This is a genomic window from Curtobacterium sp. MCBA15_007, assembly GCF_001864905.1.
Classification (GTDB): Bacteria; Actinomycetota; Actinomycetes; order Actinomycetales; family Microbacteriaceae; genus Curtobacterium; species Curtobacterium poinsettiae.
In genome coordinates this window covers 73,150-98,098 of record NZ_MJGM01000034.1, presented here as the reverse complement: position 1 = coordinate 98,098, position 24,949 = coordinate 73,150, and the positions used below count along the sequence as shown (strand labels likewise).

Annotated in this window: 23 protein-coding genes; 15 read left to right on the top strand and 8 right to left on the bottom strand. The window is 71.6% G+C overall.

Annotated elements, in window-relative coordinates; all coding sequences use genetic code 11:
• Positions 1 to 67 precede the first annotated feature (67 nt).
• Positions 68 to 745, bottom strand: a complete 678-nt coding sequence (locus BIU95_RS13065) for an ABC transporter ATP-binding protein (protein WP_071251893.1) — start codon at positions 743 to 745, stop codon at positions 68 to 70.
• Between the two features lie 101 nt (positions 746 to 846).
• The gene (locus tag BIU95_RS13060) at positions 847 to 2,394 is read right to left on the bottom strand and encodes an ABC transporter permease (protein ID WP_071251878.1); all 1,548 of its coding nucleotides are present in this window, start codon (positions 2,392 to 2,394) and stop codon (positions 847 to 849) included.
• Between the two features lie 161 nt (positions 2,395 to 2,555).
• Between BIU95_RS13060 and BIU95_RS13055 the strand changes: the two genes are divergently transcribed.
• From BIU95_RS13055 to BIU95_RS13030, 6 genes are read left to right on the top strand one after another with little or no spacing between them, the layout of a single operon-like run.
• Positions 2,556 to 4,010, top strand: coding sequence for an oligosaccharide flippase family protein (locus BIU95_RS13055; RefSeq protein ID WP_071251877.1), 1,455 nt, complete (start codon positions 2,556 to 2,558; stop codon positions 4,008 to 4,010).
• Positions 4,011 to 4,032: 22 nt separating this feature from the next.
• A complete protein-coding gene (locus tag BIU95_RS18755) occupies positions 4,033 to 4,779 on the top strand; it encodes a sugar phosphate nucleotidyltransferase (RefSeq protein WP_071251876.1) in 747 nt (248 codons plus the stop codon).
• A gap of 54 nt (positions 4,780 to 4,833) precedes the next feature.
• Positions 4,834 to 5,469: an SIS domain-containing protein gene (locus tag BIU95_RS13045; protein ID WP_017888653.1), complete on the top strand. Its 636-nt coding sequence runs from the start codon at positions 4,834 to 4,836 to the stop codon at positions 5,467 to 5,469.
• Positions 5,466 to 6,440 carry a hypothetical protein gene (locus tag BIU95_RS13040; protein ID WP_017888654.1) on the top strand — a complete coding sequence of 325 codons (975 nt, stop codon included), beginning with the start codon at positions 5,466 to 5,468 and terminating at the stop codon, positions 6,438 to 6,440. Before BIU95_RS13045 ends, BIU95_RS13040 begins: the two co-directional genes overlap by 4 nt.
• A complete protein-coding gene (locus tag BIU95_RS13035) occupies positions 6,424 to 7,017 on the top strand; it encodes an HAD-IIIA family hydrolase (protein ID WP_071251875.1) in 594 nt (197 codons plus the stop codon). Before BIU95_RS13040 ends, BIU95_RS13035 begins: the two co-directional genes overlap by 17 nt.
• Entirely contained in the window at positions 7,014 to 7,892 is an 879-nt protein-coding gene (locus BIU95_RS13030) for a glycosyltransferase family 2 protein (RefSeq protein WP_071251874.1), read from the top strand. Before BIU95_RS13035 ends, BIU95_RS13030 begins: the two co-directional genes overlap by 4 nt.
• 5 nt (positions 7,893 to 7,897) lie before the next feature.
• Here the strand turns inward: BIU95_RS13030 and BIU95_RS17815 are convergent, their stop codons facing one another.
• From BIU95_RS17815 to BIU95_RS18350, 3 genes are read right to left on the bottom strand one after another with little or no spacing between them, the layout of a single operon-like run.
• Positions 7,898 to 8,608 carry a glycosyltransferase family 2 protein gene (locus tag BIU95_RS17815; protein WP_042541096.1) on the bottom strand — a complete coding sequence of 237 codons (711 nt, stop codon included), beginning with the start codon at positions 8,606 to 8,608 and terminating at the stop codon, positions 7,898 to 7,900.
• Complete coding sequence (locus BIU95_RS13020) at positions 8,605 to 9,963, bottom strand: PIG-L family deacetylase (protein WP_071251873.1); 1,359 nt, start codon at positions 9,961 to 9,963, stop codon at positions 8,605 to 8,607. Before BIU95_RS13020 ends, BIU95_RS17815 begins: the two co-directional genes overlap by 4 nt.
• Positions 9,957 to 10,991, bottom strand: coding sequence for an acyl-CoA dehydrogenase family protein (locus tag BIU95_RS18350; protein WP_056070689.1), 1,035 nt, complete (start codon positions 10,989 to 10,991; stop codon positions 9,957 to 9,959). Before BIU95_RS18350 ends, BIU95_RS13020 begins: the two co-directional genes overlap by 7 nt.
• 110 nt (positions 10,992 to 11,101) lie before the next feature.
• On the opposite strand from BIU95_RS18350, the gene BIU95_RS13010 reads away from it, so the two are divergent.
• From BIU95_RS13010 to rplL, 4 genes are all read left to right on the top strand, one after another.
• Positions 11,102 to 11,836 (top strand): response regulator transcription factor, encoded by a 735-nt coding sequence (locus tag BIU95_RS13010; protein WP_197068690.1) that lies wholly within the window; start codon positions 11,102 to 11,104, stop codon positions 11,834 to 11,836.
• Positions 11,833 to 13,362, top strand: a complete 1,530-nt coding sequence (locus BIU95_RS13005) for a cell wall metabolism sensor histidine kinase WalK (RefSeq protein WP_071251872.1) — start codon at positions 11,833 to 11,835, stop codon at positions 13,360 to 13,362. The genes BIU95_RS13010 and BIU95_RS13005 overlap by 4 nt, the downstream gene beginning before the upstream one ends.
• A gap of 279 nt (positions 13,363 to 13,641) precedes the next feature.
• Entirely contained in the window at positions 13,642 to 14,157 is a 516-nt protein-coding gene (rplJ, locus tag BIU95_RS13000; RefSeq protein ID WP_017888663.1) for a 50S ribosomal protein L10, read from the top strand.
• 51 nt (positions 14,158 to 14,208) lie between these two features.
• Positions 14,209 to 14,589 carry a 50S ribosomal protein L7/L12 gene (gene rplL / locus BIU95_RS12995; RefSeq protein ID WP_017888664.1) on the top strand — a complete coding sequence of 127 codons (381 nt, stop codon included), beginning with the start codon at positions 14,209 to 14,211 and terminating at the stop codon, positions 14,587 to 14,589.
• Positions 14,590 to 14,781: 192 nt separating this feature from the next.
• Here the strand turns inward: rplL and BIU95_RS12990 are convergent, their stop codons facing one another.
• A complete protein-coding gene (locus BIU95_RS12990; RefSeq protein ID WP_139179794.1) occupies positions 14,782 to 15,540 on the bottom strand; it encodes a hypothetical protein in 759 nt (252 codons plus the stop codon).
• A gap of 397 nt (positions 15,541 to 15,937) precedes the next feature.
• On the bottom strand, positions 15,938 to 17,362 hold the full coding sequence (locus BIU95_RS12985) for an amino acid permease (RefSeq protein ID WP_071251870.1): 1,425 nt from the start codon (positions 17,360 to 17,362) through the stop codon (positions 15,938 to 15,940).
• Positions 17,363 to 17,488: 126 nt separating this feature from the next.
• Here BIU95_RS12985 and BIU95_RS12980 point away from each other — a divergent pair, with 126 nt between their 5' ends.
• The 5 genes from BIU95_RS12980 (at position 17,489) to BIU95_RS12960 (ending at position 24,268) form a co-directional block, all read left to right on the top strand.
• Positions 17,489 to 19,363, top strand: coding sequence for an ABC transporter ATP-binding protein (locus tag BIU95_RS12980; RefSeq protein WP_071251869.1), 1,875 nt, complete (start codon positions 17,489 to 17,491; stop codon positions 19,361 to 19,363).
• Positions 19,364 to 19,569: 206 nt separating this feature from the next.
• Positions 19,570 to 20,934: a cystathionine beta-synthase gene (locus BIU95_RS12975; RefSeq protein ID WP_071251868.1), complete on the top strand. Its 1,365-nt coding sequence runs from the start codon at positions 19,570 to 19,572 to the stop codon at positions 20,932 to 20,934.
• Positions 20,935 to 20,947: 13 nt separating this feature from the next.
• Entirely contained in the window at positions 20,948 to 22,093 is a 1,146-nt protein-coding gene (locus tag BIU95_RS12970; protein ID WP_071251867.1) for a cystathionine gamma-synthase, read from the top strand.
• A gap of 141 nt (positions 22,094 to 22,234) precedes the next feature.
• Positions 22,235 to 23,665 (top strand): MFS transporter, encoded by a 1,431-nt coding sequence (locus tag BIU95_RS12965; RefSeq protein ID WP_071251866.1) that lies wholly within the window; start codon positions 22,235 to 22,237, stop codon positions 23,663 to 23,665.
• 30 nt (positions 23,666 to 23,695) lie between these two features.
• Positions 23,696 to 24,268, top strand: a complete 573-nt coding sequence (locus tag BIU95_RS12960) for a substrate-binding domain-containing protein (RefSeq protein WP_042541130.1) — start codon at positions 23,696 to 23,698, stop codon at positions 24,266 to 24,268.
• An 11-nt stretch (positions 24,269 to 24,279) separates the two neighbouring features.
• On the opposite strand, the gene BIU95_RS12955 is transcribed toward BIU95_RS12960, so the two are convergent.
• Entirely contained in the window at positions 24,280 to 24,861 is a 582-nt protein-coding gene (locus BIU95_RS12955) for a TetR/AcrR family transcriptional regulator (RefSeq protein ID WP_139179793.1), read from the bottom strand.
• Between the last annotated feature and the right edge of the window lie 88 nt (positions 24,862 to 24,949).

Sequence of the window (24,949 nt, the reverse complement as noted above, 5' to 3'; positions counted from 1 at the left end):
GTGGACTGTCGCTCAGCGCGGAACGCGGGCGGACGCCCCGCGCCTGCCCGCGCACCCGCCTGCCCCGCTAGACCTCGCACACCTGCCCCTGCTTGATGTGCAGGCGCCGCTCGGCCCGCTTCGCGACCCACGAGTCGTGCGTGACGATGACGACGGTCAGCCCGCGCTCCCGCCACTGCTTCTCGATGAGCGCCATGATCTCGTCGCGGGTCGACTCGTCGAGCGCACCCGTCGGCTCGTCGGCGAGCAGCACGCTCGGGTTCTTCACCAGCGCCCGGGCGATCGCCACCCGCTGCTGCTGTCCGCCGGAGAGCTCGGCCGGCAGGTGCTCCATCCGCTCACCCAGCCCGACCTCGCGGAGGGCAGCCACCGCACGCTCGCGGACCTCGGTCCGGGACCGGTTCGCGAGCGACCCCACGAACGCCGTCTCGACGTTCTCGAGCGCCGTCAGCGTCGGGATCAGGTTGAAGCTCTGGAACACGAAGCCGATCTCGGTCGCGCGCAGGTCGGTCAGCGCGCCGTCGCCGAGCTTCGCCACGTCGCGGTCGCCACCGAGGTGGATCGACCCGGCACTCGGCCGGTCGAGCGCTCCGAGCATCTGCAGCAGCGTCGACTTCCCGCCGCCGGTCGGCCCCTGGACGGCCACGAGTTGCCCCTGCGGGATCGTCAGGTGCACGTTCGTCAGGGCGGTGACGGTCCGGTTCTTCTGCTGGTAGGTCTTGCTGACGTTCGTCAGCCGGTACATCGGACTGGAGGCACGGCGCGCCTCCGCCTCGCCGGTCGCGGTGTCGGTGCTGGTCACGGGTGCTCCTGTCGTCGGTTCGGTCGTGTCGGTGCAGCCGGCCATCAGGCCACGCTCCGGAGCGCTTCGGCCGGACGGAGCCGGCTCGCACGCCAGCCGCCGAGCGCGCCGGCGATGAGCCCGCCGAGGATCGCCAGGCCGATCGCCAGCAGGATCACCTCGACGGTCACCGGGGCGTGCAGCACCACGTCGGTCGTCGACGCGGTGCTCGCGCCGCCGCCGAAGCCACCGGCCGGTGCACCGCCCGTCGTGCCGCTGCCCGCGGCCGCGGTCGCTGCGCCTCCGGGCATGCCACCGCCGCCACCGGCACCCCCGCCGGTCGTGCTCGAGGCGCTCGCCGAGATCGTCGGGCTGATGACGTTCACCACGAGGATGCCGATCAGGCCGGCCGCAGCGCCGAGCACGCCGCCGATCAGGCCCTGCACCAGGGACTCGCCCGCCACCTGTCGGGTGATGCGGCCGTTCGACCAGCCGATCGCCTTGAGGGTCCCGAACTCGCGGGTGCGGCGGGTCACGCCGGAGATCGTGAAGAGGATCGCGATGAGGAACGCCGCGGCGAGCACGACGATCGACAGCCACGTGCCGAGGTTCGCGACCAGGCTCGACGCGGTGCTGAGCGACCCGGACACGCTCGAGGCCAGGTCGGCCTCGGTGGAGACGGTGGCACTCGGCAGCTTCGCCTGCAGTGCGGACTTGATGGTGCTGACGTCGGACGACGACTCGGCGGAGACGGAGATCGAGGTGACCTTGCCGTCGAGGTCGGCCAGCGCCTGCGCGGTGTCGAGCGGGATGTAGGTGTTCGAGCCCGTGGTCGAGGCCGAACCGGTGGAGCTGACGATGCCGATGACGGTGAAGTCCGTGCCGCCGATGTCGACGGTGTCACCGACCGCCTTCGACTCGCTCTTCGCGTACGACGCATCGAGCACGACGACGTCCTTTCCCGCGTCCTCCGCGGCGAAGGTGCGCCCCTTCGTGAGCTCGGTGCTCGTGAGCGGACCGACCGTCGCGCCGGACACCGGGATGCCGGTCACCGTGAACGAGTCGACGCTGAACGACCCACCGCCGAACCCGCCGCCACCGCCGGTGTCCCCGCTCGGTGGGCCCTGCTGGGTCGTGCTGTCGCTGCTGGAGTCGCTGCTGCCGTCCGTGCTGCTGTCGTCGGTCGACTGCTGCTGGACCTGGCCGGAGAACGTGCTGTTCTCGAGGGTCAGGACACCCGTCGCGGCCTTGACGCCGTCGGTGCTCGTGATCGTCGACAGGTTCGCGGCGTCCAGGGTGCTCGTACCGCGCGCGACCGCGAGCCGCGACTGCGACAGGTCGGTCGAACCGCTGTCGTCGTCGCTGTCGCCCCGGCTGCCGAAGTCGAAGCTCGGACGCCCGCCGTTCGTCGACGCCGTCGCGGTCTTGGTGACGGTGATGTCGGTGCCGACGCCGTAGACGGACTGCAGGACGCTCGACTGCGCTGCCTGCACGCCACCCGAGATCGACGACACGATCACCACGAGGGCGATGGCCAGGGCCATCCCGATCGCGATGATGACCGTCTGCTTCTTGCGGTTCGTGAGTTCGCGCCTGAGGTAGGTCAGGAACATGGTTCTCCTCGGTGGTGGCCGGCTGGGGTCACCGGCCGCGCAGAGCACGCGGCGGGGCCGACGGAGGAGAACCTAGGCAGCGTGGTTGTGGCGGTCACTGCTGCTTCCGATGAACCGCGTAAGCGCCCCCGGCAAAGGATGACACGTGATATTCTGGATGCGTGGCGATCGTGCGGAGTGGGGTGTTCAGCATCGCCGCGACCGCTTTCCGGGCCTCCGTGCAGATCGTCTCGAACGTCGTCGTGGCACGCGTCTTGGGGCCGGACGCGTACGGGGTCGCCGCGGCGGTGCTCGCGCTCGGTGTCGTCCTCGAGCTGGTCCGCAACAGCGGGTTCGCTGCGGTCGTCCTGCGTTCGGGTGCGCTCCCGGCGGACGTCCACGTCGCACTCCACCGGGCGAGCTCCCTGACTGGGATCCTGCTGGGGGCCCTCGTCGCCGCCTCAGGTCTCCTCGTCCTCCGGGCGCTGCCGTCGTCGCCGTCCGGCGGGCTGCTCCTGGCGATCGCAGTGGCCTTCCCGCTCGCCGGCCTCGTCGCCGTCCCGATCGCCTCGATGGTGCGCCAGCACGAGATGGGACGGGTCGCACTCGTCGAGTCGATCGCCGTGGTGCTCGGATCCACGCTGTCGATCGGTCTCGCGCTCGTCGGCGCCGGACCCGTCGCGATGGTGGCGCAGGTGGTGGCCCTGTGGATCGTGATCACGGTCGGCGTCGTCGTCCTGCGCCGCGTACCCCGCGGCACCGGAGCACCGTGGCGTTCGGTCCGCACCATGGCCGCGCTCGCGCGGGACGTGTCCTTGGTTCAGCTGGTCTCGCTCGTCGCCAGGGCAGGGGACCGCGTGCTGGTGGCGGCGCTCTTCGGCCCGGCGGCGTCCGGCTTGTGGGTCCAGGCCGTGCAGCTGATGACCTTGCCGCTGGACCAGATCGGGGCGGCTGTCCAACGGATCGCGGTCCCGGCGATGGCGGGCGTCGACGCCGTGGTGCTCCGTGAGCGGTTCCGGCGACTCGTCGGCACGGTGACGCTCCTGGCGTGGCCGGTCCTCGCCGTGCTCGGGGTGCTCGCCGGTCCGATCGTCCACCTGCTGTTCGGTGACGACTGGCTCGGCTCCGCGGCACTCCTGCCGTTCCTCGTCGTCGCGGGCGGGGCGCAGGCGCTCGGGTTCGCGGCCGTCTGGTACTTCATCGCCAGTGGCCGCGCCGGGCGACAGGTCCGTTGGGCGCTGGTCACCCAGCCGGTCCTCGTCGGCGCCCTCGTCGTCGGCACCGTCTGGGGGCCGCAGGGCATGGCTGCCGCGTACGCGGTGGCCTGCTCCGGGCTCGTGGTGCCGGCCTTCCTGGTGGCGACGAAGGGATCCGGTCTGCGGTTGCGCGACCTCGGACTCCCGGTCCTCCCTGCGGCCGCGGCCACGAGCGCCGCGGTCCTCGTGTCGGCCGTGGTCCGGGTCGGGTTCGGTGCTGATCCGATCGGCTCCGTGCTCGTGCCGGGCATCCTGGCAGCACTGGCGGCACTGCTCGTCGCCCTCGTGTTCCCCGACGTCCGATCGGCCCTGCCCCGTCGGCGCCGACGACCTCCCCGTCCCCGTCCCAGGAAGGCGCTCGCCCGTGGCCCGGTTCCCTGATCCCGTCCCCCCGGTCCCACCCGTGCGGACGGCTGTCATCCCCGCCGCCGGTCGCGGCACCCGACTCGGTCGCCTGACGCAAGCGATCCCGAAGGAGCTGCTGCCACTCGGCGACCGGCCGACGCTGGACATCGTGGTCGACGAACTGATCGGCGCCGGGATCGAGCGCATCGTCCTCGTCACCCGGCCGGACAAGACGGCCTTGAACGACTACGTCACGGACGTCCTCCGGCCGGACGCCCGAGCCCGGGGTGTCGAGTTGGAGACCTGTCTCCAGACTGCCGGGCCGGGCAACGGGGGAGCGATCCTGTCGGCTGCGACCCGCGTGCGCGATGAGTCCTTCCTCGTGCTCTGGGGTGACGAGGTCGTCTTCGGTGAGAACCGCAGCGCCGTCGTGCTCGACCGTCACCGCAGGACCGGACTGCCCGTCATCGCCGTCGTGCGTGCTCCGCGTGCGGCGCTCCGACGCTGCGGTGTCGCTCGTGTGGACGCCAGCGGGAGGGTCGTCGAACTCGTCGAGAAGCCGGTCGACCCGCCCGTCGACGGGCTCGCTTCGGTCGGTGGGTACGTGGTCACGCCAGCGGTGCTCGGAGCGCTGCGCGCCGTGGCCCCCGCGGCCGACGGGGAGCTCTACCTCAGTGCTGCGCTCGGCGCGCTCGCACTCGACGGGGGCGTGCAGGCCGCACGGATCCACGGCGACTGGCACGAGACCGGGTCGATCGACGGCTACACGACCGCGTTCGCCGCAGCGGTTGCCTTTCGCCGTTGATATTTCGCATGTGTAATGGGTATGCTGGTCGTCGACACCGAACGAAGGACAGCCATGCTCACCACCACAGCCCCTGACCTGCGGGCCGCCGCGCAGATCGTCGAGGCGTACTCCGTCCAGGTCGACCGGTTCGCCCGTCGGTTCCCCGTCGACGAGATCGCGCGCATCGCGGCCGTGCTCGTCGACGCCCACCGCGACGGACGCTCGGTCTTCGTCTTCGGCAACGGGGCCTGCGCGGCGTTGGCGAGCCACATGGCGGCCGACCTCGCGAAGAGCCTGGCTCCGTCCCGTCAGGCCGACCCGCTCGCTCCGGTCGCCGAGCGGCTGCGGATCCTCGCCCTGACCGACAACGCCGCAATGATGACCGCCGTCGGCAACGACTTCGACTACGACGACGTCTTCCTCGAGCAGCTGCGGGTCCTCATGCGCACCGGGGACGTCGTGTTCGGGCTCAGCGCCTCCGGGGGATCCGCCAACGTGCTGCGCGCGCTCGACTTCGCCCGCGACCGCGGCGCCGTCACGCTCGCCTTCACCGGGGCGATGCAGGGACTCCCGCCGATCCTCGACCTCGTCGACGTCGCCGCCGTGGTGCCGTCGTGTGACATCGACGTCATCGAGGACTTCCACGTCGCGTACCACCACGCGCTCACCCGTGCCTTCGTCGCCGGCGTCCAGGTCGCCCGCTCGTGATCATCGCCCGCTCCCCGCTCCGCGTCTCCTTCTTCGGTGGGGGCAGCGACCTCCCCGCGTACTTCTCCGAGCAGCCCGGGTGCGTGGTCAGCACCACGATCGACCTGGCCGTCGAGACCGTCGTCCGCCCCCGTGCACGTGGTGGGATCCGCGTCGTGACCGACGGCGTGCAGACGGCGGACTCCCCGGCAGCCATCGAGCACGACTTCGTGCGCGAAGCCCTGCTGCACGACACCCCGGCGGTCCCGGTCGACGTCTCGATCCACTCCGACGTCCGGAGCTCCGGGACCGGCCTCGGCACCTCCGGCGCGGTCGTCACCAGCCTGGTCGCGGCGTTGGCGGCACTCCGCGGTGCCGACCTCGAGCCGAGCGCGCTCGCCGCCACGGCCAGTGAGATCGAGATGATCCGCTGCGCGCGTCCGGTGGGCCTGCAGGACCAGACCGCGTCCGCCCACGGGGGACTCCGTCGCTACGACTTCGGCACCGACGGCTCGACGGTCGCGACGCCCATCGACATGCCGGAGCGTGCCAGGCAGGACCTCGAATCGTCGCTCGTGCTGGTCGACACCCTGATCGGGCGGGACGCCGGACAGCAACTCGGCCGCCAGTCCCGCACGATGTCGCGGCCGGGCGGAGCGCGGGACCGCGTGACACGGATGGTGGAGCTCGCCCGGGTGATGGGCGACGAGCTCGCCGCCGGTCGCACCGACTCGTTCGGCCCGGCCCTGCACGAGGCATGGACGCTCAAGGCCGCGGTGCTCGGAACGACGGCGAGCCCCGTCGTCGAGCTGTACGAGCACGGACGCACGCTCGGGGCCACCGGCGGGAAACTGCTCGGTGCCGGCGGAGGCGGGCACATGCTGTTCGTCGTGCCCCCGTCCGAGCGTGCTGCGTTCGTCCGGGCCCTCGGCCCCGAACGCGTCGTCCCGTTCGCCTTCTCGGAGACCGGGACCCGTGTCCGCGTCGCGTGACCGCCACCGGTCGTTGGAACGGCTCTCCGAACGGCCGCTCGACGGCGTCGATGCACTGTTCCTCGACCGGGACGGTGTGCTCATCGTCGACCACGGACACGTCGGGTCGCTCGACCGCACCGAGCTCGTCCCCGACGCCATCGAATCGGCTGCTGCGGCCTGGCACGACGGCATCCCGGTGGTCGTCGTGACGAACCAGAGCGGCATCGCCCGGGGCTGGTACGACTGGTCCGGCTTCGACACCGTGAACGGGCGCATCCGCCGAGCCATGCAGTCCCACGGCGCGGACGTCGACGTGATCGTCGGGAGTGCTCGACTGCCCGGTGACCCGGACCCGTGGCGGAAGCCCGGACCCGGCATGGTCCTCGCGGCGGCAGCGACGTTCGGCATCCGGCTCGCCGGGTCCTGGATCGTCGGTGACCGTCCGTCCGACCTCGCCTGTGGTCGGACCGCCGGCCTCGCCGGCGGTGTCCTCGTCGGCGACCTCCACGCCACGGGGGTGACCCCCGCTGCCGGGATCACCACGGCGGCCACGATGATCGGCGCGACGGCCGGACGACGGGAACCCGCACGATGAGCGGCGTCGCACCCCAGCCCACGGTCGGCGTGGTCATCCCGGTCGGACAGCGCACCACCATCGAGCTCGGTCCCCAGTTCGCGGCGCTCGCCCGGCAGACGTGGACCGGACCCGTCGAGATCGTGGTCAGTTGCAACGGTGAACCCCGTCACCTGGTTGATGCGCGCATCGCTGCAGAGGAGTGGCCGCGCGGTTGGACGGTCCGCTCCATCGACTCGTCCACGATCCGAGGCGCTGCCCCGGCGCGGAACGCCGGTTGGCGGGCACTCCGCTCCGACATCGTGCTGTTCTGCGACGCTGACGACGTCGTCGCGGACACCTGGATCGTGGGGATGGTGCGCGGGCTGGCCGATGCCGGTGTCTGCACAGGTCCGCTGCTGCACGACGCGCTCAACGAGCCGTGGATGTGGGAAGCGCCCGAGCAGGCGTGGCCGATCGTGCGGTTCGGGCACCTCCCGCACACGTCCGCAGCCAACCTCGGCATGCGGCGCACCGTCCTCGAGGCCACCGGGGGCTTCGACACGTCGCTCGGTGCCGCCGAGGACATCGACCTGGCATGGCGTGCGACCTACCTCGGGTTCCCGACCCACTTCGAACCGTCCGCATCGGTGCAGTACCGACTCCGCCGGGGCACCCGGGAGCTGTTCCGGAACAACCGGCACTACGCGCGCTGGGACCGTGTCCTCGTCGACAAGCACCGAGCGCACGGCGCCGCCTGGCGTCCCCGCGAGGTCCTCCGTCACCTCCTGGCGACCGGATGGGCGCTCGTGGGCGCACCGTTCGGCCGGCGGCGACGACGTGCTGCGGCGATCCGCCTCGGGACGGTCGCCGGCTGGGTGGAGCGGTTCACCGGCCGACGCCCCACCTCCACCTAGGACGGTCAGCCGACGTCGCCGTACTGCTGGCGCAGGTGTTCGGCGTACCCGCCCGGGGTCCTGCCGGCGAAGCGCCCGCTCGTCACCACCGGCAGTTCGACGGTCGCGTCCACGCGGAACCCGAGTGCTCGGGCCCGGGTGACCAGGCGGGCGTCCTCGTGTTCGGGGACGGGGTCGAACCCGCCGAGCGTGACGTACGCCGCGGCGAGCACGCCGAGGTTGGCGCCGTGCACGTGACCGAGCGCGGCGCCCGGCGGGTGCGCCCGCGTCCACCGGTCGATCACCGCGGGCGCCAGGTCGTCCGGGTCCGGGACGACGGCGCCGACGAGCACCTGCGCGCCGGATTCCAGTGCGTCGGACTGCTGGACGAGCCACCGCTCGTGCACGCGCGAATCGGCGTCGGTGTGCGCGAGCCACCGAGCCACCGGGTCGCCGTCGTGCGCTCGCAGCGCGTGCGTCGCCCCGATGGACCGTGCCCGACCGACCCCGACACGGTCCGTGGTCAGGACGTCGACCGGGTACCGATCGACCACGGCAGCGGTGTCGTCCGTGCAACCGTCCAGCACCACCGTGATCGCCGCGTCGACCCCGGGCCGCTCCGTGGCGAGCCGGTCGACCGCCACCAGGAGCGATCCGAGGCACGCGGCGATCCGGTCGGCCTCGTCGTGCGCCGGGACGACCACGTCGATGCGCGGTCGGTGGTGGGGTCCGGTCACCGGACGATCCCCTCGGCCCGGGCCACCGAGGTGACCGCCGGGCCGGGCAGCACGCTCAGCACGAAGTCCGCTTCCACGTGCCGGAGCAGGGCGGGACGCGGCCAGCGTTCGGTCAGCCGCGCGTCCACCGCGTCGCCGCTCGACACGGCCTCGTCGTCGGGGTGCCGCCAGTGACAGGCGACGAGCACGCCGTCGTCGTCGAGCGAGGTGAGCACGCGGTCGATCGTGGCGTCGAGGTCGGCCGGGGACAGGTAGTACCCGACCTCGGACATCACCACCAGGTCCCAGCGGCCCTCCGGCCACTCGGACGGCAGGGCCGCCTGCACGAACCGCGCGGTCGGGGCACGGCGGGCGGCACGCTCGAGCGGTGCCGCCGAGATGTCGGTGCCGAGCACGTCGTCCGCGCGTTCGGCCAGGGCGTCGGTCAGGACGCCGGTCGCACAACCGAGCTCGAGCGCCGAGCGGAAACGCGGGCGGGGGAGCGCCGCCAGTGTCACGGCCCGCTTGCGCTGCTCGTACCAGGACCCGTCGAAGTCCCACCCCTCGGGCTTCCGGTCGTAGTGCGCGTCGAACGACTCGCGAGACCGCGACGCGGCGGACTCCGGCACGAAGAACCACTCGGTCGTCCGCAGGTGGTGTGCGGCGTGCCGGTCGTCGACGATCGCCTCGTCGCCGACCGCGGGCGAGAGCGGCCGGGTCTGCGACGGGTAGGCATCGAGGGCGGCGCGCTTCCGGGCGACGAGGTCCTCGGTCAGCGGCAGCGCTCGAGCGCGGTCCCACGGGGCGACGGTGTGCTCCGGCTCGTCCCAGTGCCACGCCCAGATCGGGTACGCGAGCAGGTCGACGTCGGGGGCGCTCGCCGCGGCGGCCTCGGTGACCTCGCCGGCGATGCGGTGGTCACGGTGCCCGTCTCCAGGCCACGGTGCGACGAGGAGCACCGGGTGCGCGGCCGCGGCCAGCGCCTGGTCGACGGCCTCCGTCACGCGGTCGCGGTGTTCGCGGGTCGTGCCGTCCGGGATCCCGACCGAGGTCGACGTGACGTCGGGGTGCAGGACGCGCACGGCCGCAACGAACTCCGCGTCGCGTGCGGCGGCGAGCGCCTCCGCGGTCGTCGTGGGGGAGTCCGGGTGGGAGCGCTCGCCGCGGGTGAGGAGCAGCACGTGCACGGGGGTGCCAGCCTGCGCAGCCGCCGCGATCAGGCCACCGGCACCGAGGGTCTCGTCGTCGGGGTGCGGTGCGACGACGAGCACGGACCCGGTGTCGGCCAGGTCGATCGCCGGTGCGTCCACGCCGTCGAGGAACCGTGTCCACGCCGCCGGGTCGGTCCCCGGTTCGCGGTGGTCGAAGTTCACCACGCGACACCGCCGCGCTCGAGCACCATCCGGCCGATGCGGGCGAGGTCGCGTGCACCGTGGTCCTGCAGGACGTAGAGCTCGAGGTCGGCGACCCGCGCGGCGACGGCGGCATCGGCGGTCAGCGGTGCCGGGCCGATCGTCGCGACCACCCGTTCGCGCACCGCGTCGACCGACCGGCGCACCCGCGATCGCACCGTCTGGGCGAGCAGCCGCCAGTCGGTGTCGTCGGAGGCCGGGTCGGAGCCGTCGATCCGGGCAGCGGCGTCGGCGAGGGCGTCCTCGGCGTCGGCGAGGTCGGCGACGGTGGCACCGAGGGCCGCCTGCAGCAGCTCGGACTCCGGGTGCGCGGCCGCGGCGTCGCGGAGCACCCGTGCGAGCCCGACCGCACCGCCCCACCAGCAGGCCGCGACGCCGATGCCGCCCCACGCGAAGCCCGGACGCTCCAGGTACCAGCCGGGGGCGCCGACGGGTCGTGCCCGGACACCGTCGAAGTCGACCGGTCCGCTCGGCACGTCGGGCATGCCGCGTGCGACCCAGGCCTCGTCGTGCACGGTGACGCCCGGCTGTCGCAGGTCCACGGCGACCAGGACGCGTTCGTCACCCAGGTGCGCGGTGACCAGGGCGTGCGAGAGCGTCGAGGCGAGCGAGCACCACGGCTTCCTGCCGTGGAGCAGGACCGTGCCGTCGTCCTGTGGTGCGGCGTCGAGCCGCAGCCCCAGGCCCTCGGCGGCGAAGACGCCCCAGGTGGAACCGTCCGGGGCGTCGACCCCGGCTTGCGCCAGGATCCCGAGGGCGTCCAGGTGCGGTTCGACGGTGCGGGCAGTGGCGACGTCCGCTGCGGCGACCGCGGCGAGCGTGCCGAAGAAGCCGCCGGCCGTGCCGGCGGACAGGGGCGGGGTGGCGGCGGCGACCGCCTGCGCGACCGCCAGGCGGTCCGTCGGTGTCGAGCCGGGCCTCCCGGTCGTCCGTTCGATCCGCGCGGTTTCCAGGTGCCGGGCCGACGACGGCCAGGCTGCAGATCGCAACATGCTCCCAACGTACGGAGCGTCGGGCCGTGGACGTGTCCTCGATCCACAGAACGCACTGGGCTGGGCCACAGACGACTCATAGGAACTTCTCGATACTCGAAGACGTGACCATCTCCCAGCCCGCAGCAGCCCCGCGCCTCACACGTGCCGACGGAACCCCGTTGCGCATCCTGGTCGTCGACGACGAAGCCAGCCTCACCGACCTGTTGTCCATGGCGCTGCGGTACGAGGGCTGGGACGTGAAGAGCGCGAACGGCGGGCAGGACGCCCTGACGACCGCGCGGGAGTTCAAGCCCGACGCGATGGTGCTCGACGTGATGATGCCCGACCTCGACGGGCTGCAGGTGCTGAGCCGGCTGCGGCAGAACAACGACGACACACCGGTGCTGTTCCTCACCGCCAAGGACTCCGTCGAGGACCGTGTCACCGGACTCACCGCCGGTGGTGACGACTACGTCACGAAGCCGTTCTCCCTGGAAGAGGTCGTGGCGCGTCTGCGCGGGCTCATCCGCCGCTCGCAGATCTCGATCTCCGAGGCCGGAGACTCGCGCATCGTCGTCGGCGACCTGGTGCTCGACGAGGAGTCGTACGAGGTGCACCGCGCCGGCCGGCCGATCGAACTGACGGCCACCGAGTTCGAACTCCTTCGCTTCCTGATGCGGAACCCCCGTCGCGTGCTCTCGAAGGCGCAGATCCTGGACCGCGTGTGGTCGTACGACTTCGGCGGCAAGTCCTCGGTCGTCGAGATCTACATCTCCTACCTGCGCAAGAAGATCGACGCCGGCGAGACGCCGATGATCCACACGGTGCGCGGCGTCGGGTACGTCATCAAGCCGACCTCGTGACCCTGCGGCGTCGGCTCGTCCTGAGCATCGTCGCCCTCGTCGTCGCCGTGAGTGCGGTGATCGGGGCGGGGAGCATCATCGCGTTGTTCTCGATCCAGCGCTCCGCGATCGACGAGCAGCTGCAGTTCGCCACGAACCGTGCGCAGCGATCCGTCGAGCAGCAGGGCGGGAGCGGCCCGGGTCTGGACATCGGCCGCCCGTCCGGACAAGCGTCCGGGACCCTGACGGTCTACTTCCTCAACGGGGACGTCATCGTCGGGAGCGTGCTGGACAACGCCGGGGGGATCGAGCGTCTCTCGGCGCCGGTGGTCGCGCCGCTCGGCGGGGTGCACGTCGACGGGCGTCCACACACCATCGACCTCGGCGGTGACCTCGGTCGCTACCGGGTGACCGCGGCGACCGTCGGGCCTGCCGTGCTCGTGGTCGGCCTGCCGATGGCACCCGTCTACGAGAGCGTCTGGAAGCTCCTGGGCGTCGTGCTGGTCGTCACCGGACTCGCACTCCTCGCCGCCTCACTGGTCGCCGCCCTCGTGGTCCGGCGCTCCCTGCGGCCGCTCGACCGCGTCGCCGAGACCGCCTCGACCGTCGCGCGCATGCCGCTCGACCGCAGTGACGCCCTCGACGGTGTCCGTGTGCCGGACACCGACCCCCGCACCGAGGTCGGCCGGGTCGGCAGCGCCTTCAACCGGATGCTCGGGCACATCGGCAGTGCGATGCAGGCGCGGGAACGCTCGGAGCAGAAGGTGCGCCAGTTCGTCGCCGACGCCTCGCACGAGCTCCGGACCCCGCTCGCCTCGGTGCGCGGGTACGCCGAGCTCACCCGGCGCATGGGCGGCGACCTGCCGAAGGACGTCGTCTACGCGATGAGCCGCATCGAGTCCGAGTCCATCCGGATGACCTCGATGGTGGAGGACCTGCTGCTCCTCGCGCGGCTCGACGAGGGCCGCGAGATCCAGTTCGCCGAGGTCGACCTGACCGGCCTGGTGCTCGACGCCGTGAACGACGCCCACGCCGCCTCACCCGAGCACCCCATCGAGGTCGACGTCCCACCGGAGCCGGTCACCATCACCGGGGACGCCGCACGCCTGCACCAGGTCATCGTCAACCTCGTCACGAACGCCCGGACCCACACGCCCGAGGGCACCCGCATCACGGTCGGGCTCGCCCCGGTCGACGGCGGCGTGGACCTGACCGTGCGCGACACCGGCCAGGGCATCGACCCGGAGTTCCTGCCGAAGCTGTTCGAGCGGTTCGCCCGTGCCGACAGCTCGCGCTCCCGCACGGTCGGGTCGACCGGGCTCGGGCTCGCCATCGTCGCCGCGGTCGTGCAGGCGCACGGCGGGCGGGTCGAGGTCACGAGCGAGCCCGGGGACACGGTGTTCACGGTGCACCTGCCGCGCGACCCTGCTGCGGCTGCCGCCGCGGCGGGGTCAATCGCGTCGTCGTCGTCGTCGGCCGAGCCGGCCGAGCGGGCCGGGTCCGCCGACTGGTCGGCGACGCCCGCTGCGGTGGACCGCACCCACTGACGGAGGGGAGGCGCGGGGCGGGCCCGCACCGCGCCTCCCGACCGCTGTTTGGTCTCGTCCACGGCATCTGCTACTGTTCTCGAAGCCAAAGACCGCCGGATGTCGTGCTGCTTGCAACGTGTTTGTGAACATCGTGACCGAAGGTCCTCACTCGTGAGGCATCCCGCGCAGGTGTTCCGAACCACTCCCACCATCTGGTGAGAGCAGCTCCGAGCCTCTGCGCCGGAGCTTTTTTCGTTCGTGGACCTGGGGCTGCCGGCAAGACCCCCAAGGAGAACCATGGCGAACAAGGAAGCTGCGGTCGCCGAGCTCACGGAGTCCTTCCGTAGCTCGAACGCCGTTCTGCTCACCGAGTACCGCGGTCTCACGGTCGCGCAGCTCAAGGAGCTCCGCAACTCGATCCGTGAGCACGCCACGTACGCCGTGGTGAAGAACACGCTGACCAAGATCGCGGCGAACAACGCCGGCATCTCGTCGTTCGACGACGAACTCGCCGGTCCGTCCGCTCTCGCCTTCGTCCACGGTGACACCGTCGCCGTCGCGAAGTCGCTGCGTGCATTCGCCAAGGCGAACCCCGAGCTCGTGGTGAAGGGCGGTTACTTCGACGGTAACCCGCTCACCGCGACCGAGGTGGACAAGCTCGCCGACCTCGAGTCCCGTGAAGTGCTGCTCGGCAAGCTCGCCGGCGCACTCAAGGCCTCGCTGTTCGGTGCTGCGTACCTGTTCCAGGCACCCCTCTCGCAGGCCGTCCGCACCGTGGACGCCCTTCGCGAGAAGCAGGAGTCCGCGGCCTGATCAGGCTCGCGTTCATCAACCACACGTACTAGCTAGTAGTAGGAGAAAATCATGGCGAAGCTTTCGCAGGACGAGCTCATCGAGGCCTTCAAGGAGCTCACGCTCATCGAGCTCTCGGACTTCGTGAAGAAGTTCGAAGAGGTCTTCGAGGTCACCGCTGCTGCCCCGGCCGCTGCTGCCGCTCCGGCCGCCGCTGCCCCGGCCGAGGCCGCTGAGGAGAAGACCGAGTTCGACGTCATCCTCAAGTCCGCTGGTGACAAGAAGATCCAGGTCATCAAGGAGGTCCGTGGCCTGACGTCGCTCGGCCTCGGTGAGGCCAAGGCGCTCGTCGAGACCGCCGACGCCAAGATCCTCGAGGGTGCGAACAAGGAGACCGCCGACAAGGCGAAGGCGACCCTCGAGGCCGCTGGCGCCACGATCGAGCTCGCGTAGTCTCGACCGTTCCGGTCACGAAGGCCGCTGCCCCTCGGGGTGGCGGCCTTCGTCGTGTGCGGGGTGGGGGCTGTGTGCGGGGTGGGGGCTGTGTGCGGCACCTTCGCCGAGACTCGGCTGAGCGGACACTTTGCCGGCCGCTGGAGCGGGAAGTTGTCCGTTGAGCCGAGACTCGATTGTCGCCGATGCTGCTCACGGAGTGATCAACACCCCGTGCGAACGGAGCAGCGCACGGAACCGGTCGAGGCTCTCGAGGTGCCACCAGGTCACTCGGATGACGGACCGAACTTCTCGGTGGGTACGGATGCGGTCCTCCCGGCGCTTCTCCTGCCAGAGGACCTCGCTGGGATCGCGACCTGCGAGCATCTCGCGGTCGACGTACTTCTGCTTGCCATCGAACTCGACGACGACTCCGGCGTCGGGCAACCAGAAGTCGACTCGGTCACGGAACCCGTTCGTGATGAACTCATGCTGCGGGTGGATGTTGGTCACTCCCAGTTGCACGAGTCGGATCGAAAAGTAGGACTCACCGGGTGACTCGTGTGCCGGATCGAGCGCGGTGGCGACGAGCCGAGCCCTCCGGCCACCGCGCGATGCGGGCGGCGGCAGGTGCTCCTCGAACACTTTCCTGTCGATCGCCTTCATGCGCACTGCATGGTCGATGGCCACGGCGGCGACCGCCGGGTCGCACGTTCGCGCGACGGCCACCGCCGTTCCGAGCGCATCGACCACAGGGACGCCGTCGAATCGACTGGGGCCGAGGCACAGGCCAGCGGGGTCGATGCCGTGTCGAATGAGCCCGACCCGGTGTTCGACACCGACCAGCTTCCAGTCGACGACGTGGATCCGCGCCGGAGCCGGTCCGATCAACGGCCAGCCATGGATGAGTGCAGCCGTGACGTGCGAGAACGCGCTGGTCGGACTCAGGTCAGGAGCGAGAGCCCAAGCCATGGCGAGGTGCTTGTCCGACGTGTCGAGTGCATCCCACACCCGCTTGTCGAGGTAGACACCCGCACGGAGCCGGATGACTCGCCCAGCGGCATGGAGCCGTCGGAGTTGTCGTGCTCGCGATGGATCCGACCGCTCGGCGCGGAGGAGATCGGGGCGTGTCCGGTGAAGCTGCATGATGCGAGTGTGCGGACTCGGATGTGCGCTGTGTGCCCTCCGGCGGGATCTGTGGAGAGCGCAGGTGCACGACTGTCCCGAGGGATGTGCCGAGTCTCGTCTGGGCAGACACTCTCGCGCTTTCGTGAGCCGTAGAGAGTCCGCTTGGCCGAGACTCGCGGGCGGGCGGGCGGGCGGGGCGGGGTGCGGCCGCGGCGCGGCCGCGGCGGGGCAGCGGGGCGCGTCAGCGCAGCGTGCTGTGGCGGCGGCCGTAGGCCAGGTAGAGCAGGGCGCCGGCGACCATCCAGATGCCGAACGCGATCCAGGTGGTGGCGCCGAGGAACACCGCGAGCAGCACGCAGCTCAGGGCGCCGAGGATCGGGACGACGGGGAACAGCGGCACCCGGTACGAGCGCTCCAGGTCGGGCTGCGAGCGACGGAGCACGATGACGGAGACGTTCACCAGGGCGAAGGCGACCAGGGTCCCGATGCTCGTGGCGTCGGCGAGCTCCCCGAGGGGCACGAGCGCGGCGACGATCGTCACGGCGATGCCGATGATCAGCGTGTTCGCGATCGGGGTGCCGGTGCGGCGGGAGACCCGGCCGAAGACCTTCGGCACCAGGCCGTCGCGGGACATCGTGAGCAGGATGCGGGTCTGGCCGTACAGGACGGTGAGCACGACACTGGCGATGGCGACGACCGCCCCGATCGAGAACACGAGGGCGACGAGCGGCTGCCCCGTGACGTCGACCACGATGCGGACGAGCGACGCCTCGGACGACGAGAACGCCGTCCACGAGCGGGCCCCGATGGCGGCGATCGCGACCAGGATGTACAGCGCCGTGATGAGCGCGATGGAGCCGATGATCGCCCGTGGCAGGTCACGGCGGGGGTTCTTCGCCTCTTCACCTGCGGTCGAGGCCGCGTCGAAGCCGATGTACGAGAAGAACAGCCGTGACGCCGCTGCGGTGACCCCGGCGGCGCCCATCGGTGCGAGCGGCTCGAAGTTCTGCGCCCGGAACGCCGTGAACGCCACGACGACGAAGAAGACCAGCAGGGCGATCTTCACGACCACCATCACCGTGTTCACCCAGGCGCTCTCGCGGGCTCCTGGCAGCAGCACAACGGTGGCGAGCAGGACCAGGACCGCGGCGGGCAGGTTGACCACGCCGCCGTCGACCGGGGGAGCGGCGAGCGCGGTGGGCAGGTGCAGCCCGAACACGCGGAGGGTCTCGTCGACGTACTCGCTGGCACCCACGGCGACCGCGGCCACCGAGACGGCGTACTCGAGGACCAGGCACCAGCCGCAGATCCAGGCGATGCCCTCGCCCATCGTGGCGTAGGTGTACGAGTAGCTGGACCCCGAGGTCGGGACGGCACCGGCCATCTCGGCGTACGACAGCGCCGAGAGCAGCGCGGCGATCCCCGCGACGACGAACGAGATCCAGACCGCGGGACCGGCGAGCGGGACCGCGGTACCGAGGACGACCAGGATGCCGGTGCCGAGCGTGGCCCCGACGCTGATCATCGTCAGCTGCCAGACCCCGAGCGACTGACGGAGCGGTTCACCGTTCACCCCGCGGGAGGCTTCGGCCTGCAGCTGCTCGATCGGCTTGCGGCGGGCGAGCTGCGCCCCCAGGGACGTGGGACGTGACGGCGCGGACGACATGGGACCTCGGTGGTGCGGGGACGGGGACGGCACATGCTCGCACGCCCCCTGAACGGGGTCAAATACTGCGGTGCTGTGGAGAGGACGGTCGATGTCCGAGCGCGGGGCTACGGTGGCTCCATGAGCATGGGACACAGCGGGCGGGGTGGTGGTCCGCGCGGGAGCGGACGCATCTCGAGCGGTGACTTCCGCGCGCAGAAGGCCGCCAACGCCGAGGCGCCGAAGATCCCGCACCTGGTCCGTCGCATCGCCGCGCTCTTCGAGCCGCACCGCCGGGCGATCGGGCTCACGATCGTCCTCGTGCTGGTCGGCGCGGCCATCTCGGTCGTGCCACCGCTGCTCACCCAGCAGGCGTTCGACCGCGGGCTGTTCCCGCCGTCCGGCCGCCCCGACGTCCCGGTGCTGGTCGAGCTCGTGTCCGCCATGGTCCTGCTCTGGATCGCGAGCGCCGGGGTCGGCGTGTGGCAGACGTACCTGACCGCGACCGTCGGCAACAAGGTCATGGGTGCGATGCGGATGCGCCTGTTCGCGCACCTGCAGCGGATGGAACTCGCGTTCTTCACCCGAACCAAGACCGGCGTCATCCAGTCGCGCCTGCAGAACGACGTCGGTGGTGTGGCGAGCGTGCTGAACAACACGATCTCGTCGGTGCTCGGCAACACCGTGACCGTGATCGCCGCCGTGGTCGCGATGCTGCTGCTGAGCTGGCAGATGACGCTCGTCGCGGTCGTCCTGCTCCCGCTGCTCGTCATCGCGCAGCGCCGGGTCGGGCAGGTGCGAGCGCGGATCGCCGGGCAGACGCAGGAATCGCTGTCCGACATGACGGCCATCACGCAGGAAGCACTGAGCGTCTCCGGCATCCTGCTCGGGAAGAGCTTCAACCAGCAGGCCAGCGAGACCCGCCGCTACGGGGACGAGAACCGCAACCAGATCACCCTGCAGGTTCGGCAGCAGATGTCGGGGCAGTGGTTCTTCGCCATCGTGCAGATCTTCCTGTCGATCATCCCGGCGATCATCTACGTCGTCGCCGCGTACCTGATCCTCGGCGACGTCCCGATCACGGCCGGCACGATCGTCGCGTTCACGACGGTGCAGTCCCGCCTGCTGTTCCCGACGGTCGGGCTGTTGCGCGTGGTCCTCGACCTGCAGACCTCCGGTGCGCTCTTCGCCCGCATCTTCGAGTACTTCGACCTCGAGCCGGCCATCACGGACTCGCCGACCGCGCAGCCCGTGGACGAGTCGAAGGTCGGCCACGTCGCCTTCGAGGACGTCGTCTTCACCTACCCCGACGGTGAAGCCGACAAGCCGACCCTGCGCGGGGTGTCGTTCGAGCTCCACCCCGGGCAGTTCGCCGCCTTCGTCGGGCCCTCCGGCGCCGGCAAGACGACGGTGTCCTACCTGGTGCCCCGGCTGTACGAGGCCACCGAGGGGTCCGTGCGGTTCGCCGGCCAGGACGTCCGCGACCTGGTGCACGAGGACCTCATGCGGCACGTCGGCATCGTCAGCCAGGAGACGTACCTGTTCCACGCCACGATCGGCGAGAACCTGCGGTACGCCAAGCCCGACGCCACCGACGACGAGCTCGAGCGAGCGGCCCGCGCGGCGAACATCCACGACACGATCGCGTCGTTCCCGGACGGCTACGACACCGTCGTGGGGGAGCGCGGCTACCGGCTGTCCGGTGGCGAGAAGCAGCGCATCGCCATCGCCCGGGTCATGCTCAAGGACCCGCCGGTGCTCGTCCTCGACGAGGCCACCAGTGCGCTCGACTCCATCTCTGAACACGTCGTGCAGACGGCCCTCGACACCGCGGCGGCCGGTCGGACCACCATCTCGATCGCGCACCGGCTCTCCACGATCCGCGACGCCGACGTCATCTTCGTCCTCGACCACGGCCGGATCGTCGAGCAGGGCACACACGACGAACTCCTGGCCCTCGACGGCACGTACGCGCAGCTGCACCGGCAGCAGAACACGACGGCGGACGTCGTCCGCCCCTGACGGCGGTGGTCCGGACCGGGTGCCGGACAGGAGGCCCGTGGCGGCGTCCGCACGGGCCTCCCGTCCGCCGCGCAGCGCGACGCACGGGCCTCCCGTCCGCCGCGCAGCGCGACCAGGGCGGGGCAACAGGCGGGGCGATCAGGATGCGTTGTCCGCGCACGACACATCCCAGCGCGACGCGGGGACCGCGTCCTAGACTCCATGCCGTGCGTTACGCGAACTCCGTCGTCGACCTGGTCGGCGACACCCCGCTCGTCAAGCTCAACCGGGTGACCGAGGGGGTGCGGGCAACCATCCTGGTGAAGGTCGAGTACCTGAACCCCGGTGGGTCGTCGAAGGACCGCATCGCCACCCGGATCATCGACGCGGCCGAGGCCTCCGGCGACCTGCGTCCCGGCGGCACCATCGTCGAACCGACCTCCGGCAACACCGGCGTCGGCCTGGCCCTGGTCGCACAGCAGCGCGGCTACCGGTGCGTGTTCGTGCTGCCCGACAAGGTCGGCGAGGACAAGCGCAACGTCCTGACGGCGTACGGCGCCGAGATCGTCGTCACCCCGACCGCGGTCGCGCCCGAGGACCCCGAGTCCTACTACTCGGTGTCGGACCGGCTCGTGCAGGAGATCCCGGGCGCCTACAAGCCGAACCAGTACGCCAACCCGAACGGTCCCCGCAGCCACTACGAGACCACCGGTCCGGAGATCTGGCGCGACACCGAGGGGCAGATCACCCACTTCGTCGCGGGCGTCGGTACCGGCGGCACGATCTCGGGCACCGGACGGTACTTGAAGGAGGCGTCCGGCGGCGGCGTCCGCATCGTCGGGGCCGACCCCGAGGGCTCCGTGTACTCCGGCGGTACCGGTCGTCCGTACCTGGTCGAGGGCGTCGGCGAGGACTTCTGGCCGAGCGCCTACGACGCCGGCGTGCCGGACGAGATCATCGCCGTGTCGGACGCCGACTCCTTCGCGATGACCCGTCGTCTGGCGCGTGAAGAAGGACTGCTCGTCGGCGGGTCGAGCGGCATGGCCGTCGTCGCGGCACTCCGCGCGGCCCGTGACCTGACCGAGGACGACGTCGTGGTGGTGCTGCTGCCGGACGGCGGACGTGGGTACCTCGGCAAGATCTTCAACGACCGGTGGATGCGCTCGTACGGGTTCGCCGAGACCGACGACGAGCGCACCGTCGGCTCGCTCATCGCCGGCAAGGACGGCCGCCTGCCCGACCTGGTGCACGCGCACCCGACGGACACCGTGCGCGACGTCGTCGACATCATGACCACGTACGGCGTCTCGCAGATGCCCGTGCTCAACGCGGAGCCGCCCGTCGTCATCGGCGAGGTCGTCGGCGCCGTCGAGGAGAAGGCACTGCTCGAGCAGGTCTTCACCGGTACCGCGAAGATGTCGGACGCCCTGTCGGACTTCGTCGGCGACCCGCTGCCGCTCATCGGCGTCGGCGAGTCGGTGTCAGCGGCTCGTCGTGCGCTCGAGTCGGCCGACGCGCTCCTCGTCGTCGCGGACGGCAAACCCGTCACCGTGCTGACCCGGCACGACCTCCTCACCTACCTCTCCGAGTAAGGAACCACCGAGCATGACCGAGTTCAGCACCCGGGCCGTCCACGCCGGCCAGGAGCCCGACGAGACCACCGGCGCCGTCATCCCGCCGATCCACCTGACGTCGACCTACGTGCAGGACGGCGTCGGTGGCATGCGCAACGGCTACGAGTACTCCCGCGCCGGCAACCCGACGCGTGACTCGCTGCAGGTGCTCCTGGCCGATCTGGACGGTGGCGTCGCGGCGTCGTCGTTCGCGTCCGGACTCGCCGCCGAGGACGCCCTGCTCCGCGCCGCGCTGGTCCCCGGTGGCCGCGTCGTGATGGGCAACGACGTGTACGGCGGCACCCACCGCCTGGTGAGCCGGCTGCACGTGCCGTGGGGCGTCGAACTCGTCGTCGTCGACATGAGCGACCTCGACCAGGTCCGGGCAGCGCTGCAGGGCGCACCGGCCACCACCGTGCTCTGGGTCGAGACGCCGACGAACCCGCTCATGAAGATCGCCGACATCGCCGCGCTCGCGACCCTCGGGCACGAGTCGGGCGCGCTGGTGGTCGTCGACAACACCTTCGCGTCGCCGTACCTGCAGCAGCCGCTGTCGCTCGGCGCCGACGTCGTCGTGTACTCGACCACGAAGTACCTCGGCGGACACTCCGACGTCGTCGGCGGCGCCGTCGTGCTGGCGGACGAGGAGCTCGCGGCGAAGGTGCAGTTCCTGCAGTTCGGTGCCGGTGCGATCTCGTCGCCGTTCGACGCCTACCTGACCACCCGTGGCATCAAGACGCTCGCCGTGCGGATGGAGCGGCACTCGCGGAACGCGCAGGCCGTCGCCGAGGCCCTCGTCGTCGCGCCGGGTGTCGAGCGCGTCTACTACCCGGGCCTGCCCGACCACCCGGGGCACGACGTCGCCGCCCGTCAGATGCGCGGGTTCGGCGGCATGCTCTCGGTCGCCCTGTCCGGTGGCGCCGAGGGCGCAAAGCGGTTCGCCGAGTCGACGGAGCTGTTCGCCCTGGCCGAGTCGCTCGGCGGTGTGGAGTCGCTCATCGGGTACCCGAGCGAGATGACCCACGCGTCGGTGAAGGGCACCGAACTGGCCGTGCCGGAGAACGTCGTGCGGCTGTCGGTGGGCATCGAGGACGCCGGCGACCTGGTGGCGGACCTGGAGCAGGCGCTGACGCGCTGACGCGGGACCTGCTGCCGCGCCTACGCGCGCCCGCGGGACCTGCTGCCGGGCTGACGCGCGCCCGCGGGACCTGCTGCCGGGCTGACGCGCGCCCGCGGGACAAGCTGACGCGTCGTCGGCGGCCGCCCCTACGATGATCGGGTGAGCACGACGGCGTCGCGGACCAGCCTGTTGAGCGGGCCGTACGCCCTGGCGACGATCGGCATGGTCGCGATCGTCGGCGTCGCGGCGTTCCAGAACCTGGCGATGACGACGATCATGCCGGTGATCAGCCGCGACCTGGACGGCGAGACCCTGTACGCGCTCGCCTTCGCCGCCCCGCTCGCCGCCGGGGTGCCCGGCATGGTGCTCGCCGGCAACTGGAGCGACCGCGCGGGCGGCCGGATCGTGGCCTGGGTGTCGGCGGTGTTCTTCGCGGTGGGGACCGCCGTGGTGATGCTCGCGCCGACCATGGAGGTGTTCCTGGCCGGGCGGCTCATCGAGGGCTTCGGCGCCGGGGCCATCGACGTGGTGCTGTACGTGCTGGTCGCCCGGATCTTCCCCGCGGAGCTGCACGGACCGGTGTTCGCCGGGTTCGCCGCCGCCTGGGTGGTGCCGGCACTGATCGGCCCTGCCCTGGCCGGCATCGTCACCGACACCTGGAACTGGCACTGGGTGTTCGCCGGGGCCCTGGTGATCGCGCTCGCCGCGTTCGTCCTGCTCGTGCCGACGCTCGGCCGGCTGCACCCTCCGGCGGCGGCGCTCCGCCCACCGTGGCAGCGGGTCCGGATCGGCTGGTCGGTGGCCGCGGCCGTGTCGATCCTGCTGCTCAACGTCGCGCCCGACCTGACCCCGTGGGGCATGGTCGCGGCCGTCGTCGTCGGGCTGGTCGGCACCTGGTTCGCCCTGCGGCCGCTGCTGCCGACCGGCACGTTCCGGGCCGCGGCCGGGCTGCCGTCGGTCGTGCTGCTGCGCGGGCTCGTCGCCGCGTCCTTCTTCGGGAGCGAGGCGTACGTGCCGTTCCTGCTGCAGGCCGAACACGGGCTGTCACCGTCGGCTGCCGGACTCGCCCTGACGGTGGCGGCGATCAGCTGGGCCGCGTCGAGCTGGGCGCACGGCCGCCTGGGGGAGCAGCGGCTCACCGCTCGTCGGACCTTCGGGGTCGGACTCGCACTCGTGCTCGTGAGCCTGGTCGGCGCGCTCGCGGTGGCCACGTTCGACCTGTCGTGGTGGGTGCTGGTCGCCGGCTGGTTCGTCGGCGGCGCGGGCATGGGGGCGATCTACCCCCGCGCGTCGATGCTGACCCTGCGCTTCTCGGGCGAGGGCGACGACGGGTTCGCGAGCTCGGCCCTGACGATCGCGGACGCCGCGGGCAGCGTGATCGGGCTCGCGGTGACCGGCCTGCTCTTCACCGCGACCGGCGGAGCCGACGGGACGGTGTCGTTCCCGCTGGTGTTCGCGGCGATGATCGGCTTCGCTGGCGTCGCGATCGCGGCCGTCCGACGGCTCGGCCCGGTGCCGGCACCGGCGACGACGGCCTCGGCGGGCCCGGGCGGAGCCGTGTCGTCGTCGCAGGGCCCGGCCGCCGGGTAGCGTGGCAGACCGGACCGAAGAGGAGACACCGTGCTGCGCATCGTCGCCGTGACCGTCGCCCTGGCGGCGGCCCTGACCCTGGCCGGGTGCCAGGGGACGACGTCGGCTGCCCCCACGCCGGTGCAGAGCACCGACCTGACGAGCTCCGACGGGGGCTTCGACCAGCAGGCAGTGATCGGTGTCGTCCTGGTCCACGACGACGCGGCCCTGGCCGACCGGCTCCGCACCGACCTGGCCGACGCCGGGTTCCGGCCCGACGTCCGAGTCGCTCCGGCATCGGGTGCCGCTGCATCCCAGCGGACCGCGGTCGCCCAGCTCGTCCGCAAGGGCGCCAAGGCCCTGCTCGTGCACCCCGCCCGGGCCTCTGCACTGACCGGCGTGGTCCAGACCGCCCACGACGCCGGGGTCGTGGTGGTGTCCCTGGGGGATCCGCTGCCCGCGACCGGCACCGGTGGCGACGGGGTGTCCGCCGACTACCGCGTGCCGTCAGAGGGCGACGACGCGGCCACCGCGGCGGCGGCGGTCCAGGTCGTGCAGTCCCTGCAGCGTGGTGAGAAGCCGGAGAGCGAGCCCACCGACGGCGAGACGGCCGACGCCGAGTAGGAGCAGTCCGCTCAGCTCCACCACGCCGGGAACGACAGCGTGATCGTCTCCACCAGCGCCTTCCGCGACCGTCGGGGCCCGGCGAGCCAGGCCTCGATCGCCCCGACGAACCCCTGCGCCACGAACCCCGCGGCGACGTCGTCGAGCAGGTCGGGCCGACGGTCGGGGTCGAGCTCGCGGATGTGCAGGGCGCTCGACACCGTGAAGTGCTCGACGAGCAGCCGGTGCAGCGAGGCGTCGTTCGGGTCGGGGAGCGCCTTGCCGTAGATGTCGCGGTGCGTCATCACGTGCTCGACGACGGCGTTGATGCCGCGCCGGGTGATGGTCGCGAGTTCGTCGGCTCCGGCGCCCCGGTCGGCGGCGGCCCGGCGGTCGTCGGCGTCCTCCTGCCGGATGCGGTCGAGCTCCGGCGTCAGGACGTCGGCGAGCAACGACCCGGGGGAGACCGCGTGCGAGTAGAACGTGGCGCGGTTGATCCCTGCGGCACGTGTGACGTCGGCGACGGTGATCTCCGAGACCGGTCGGTCTGCGGCGAGACGCAGGATCGCCTCGCGCAGTGCTGCTGTGGTGTGCAGGATCCGGGCATCCACCATGACGCCCACCCCCTTCTGATCCGCTTCACCCGGAAGGCCCCCGAGCAGTCCGACGCTACCGCATGGTCCGCGCGCGGCAGCGGGACAG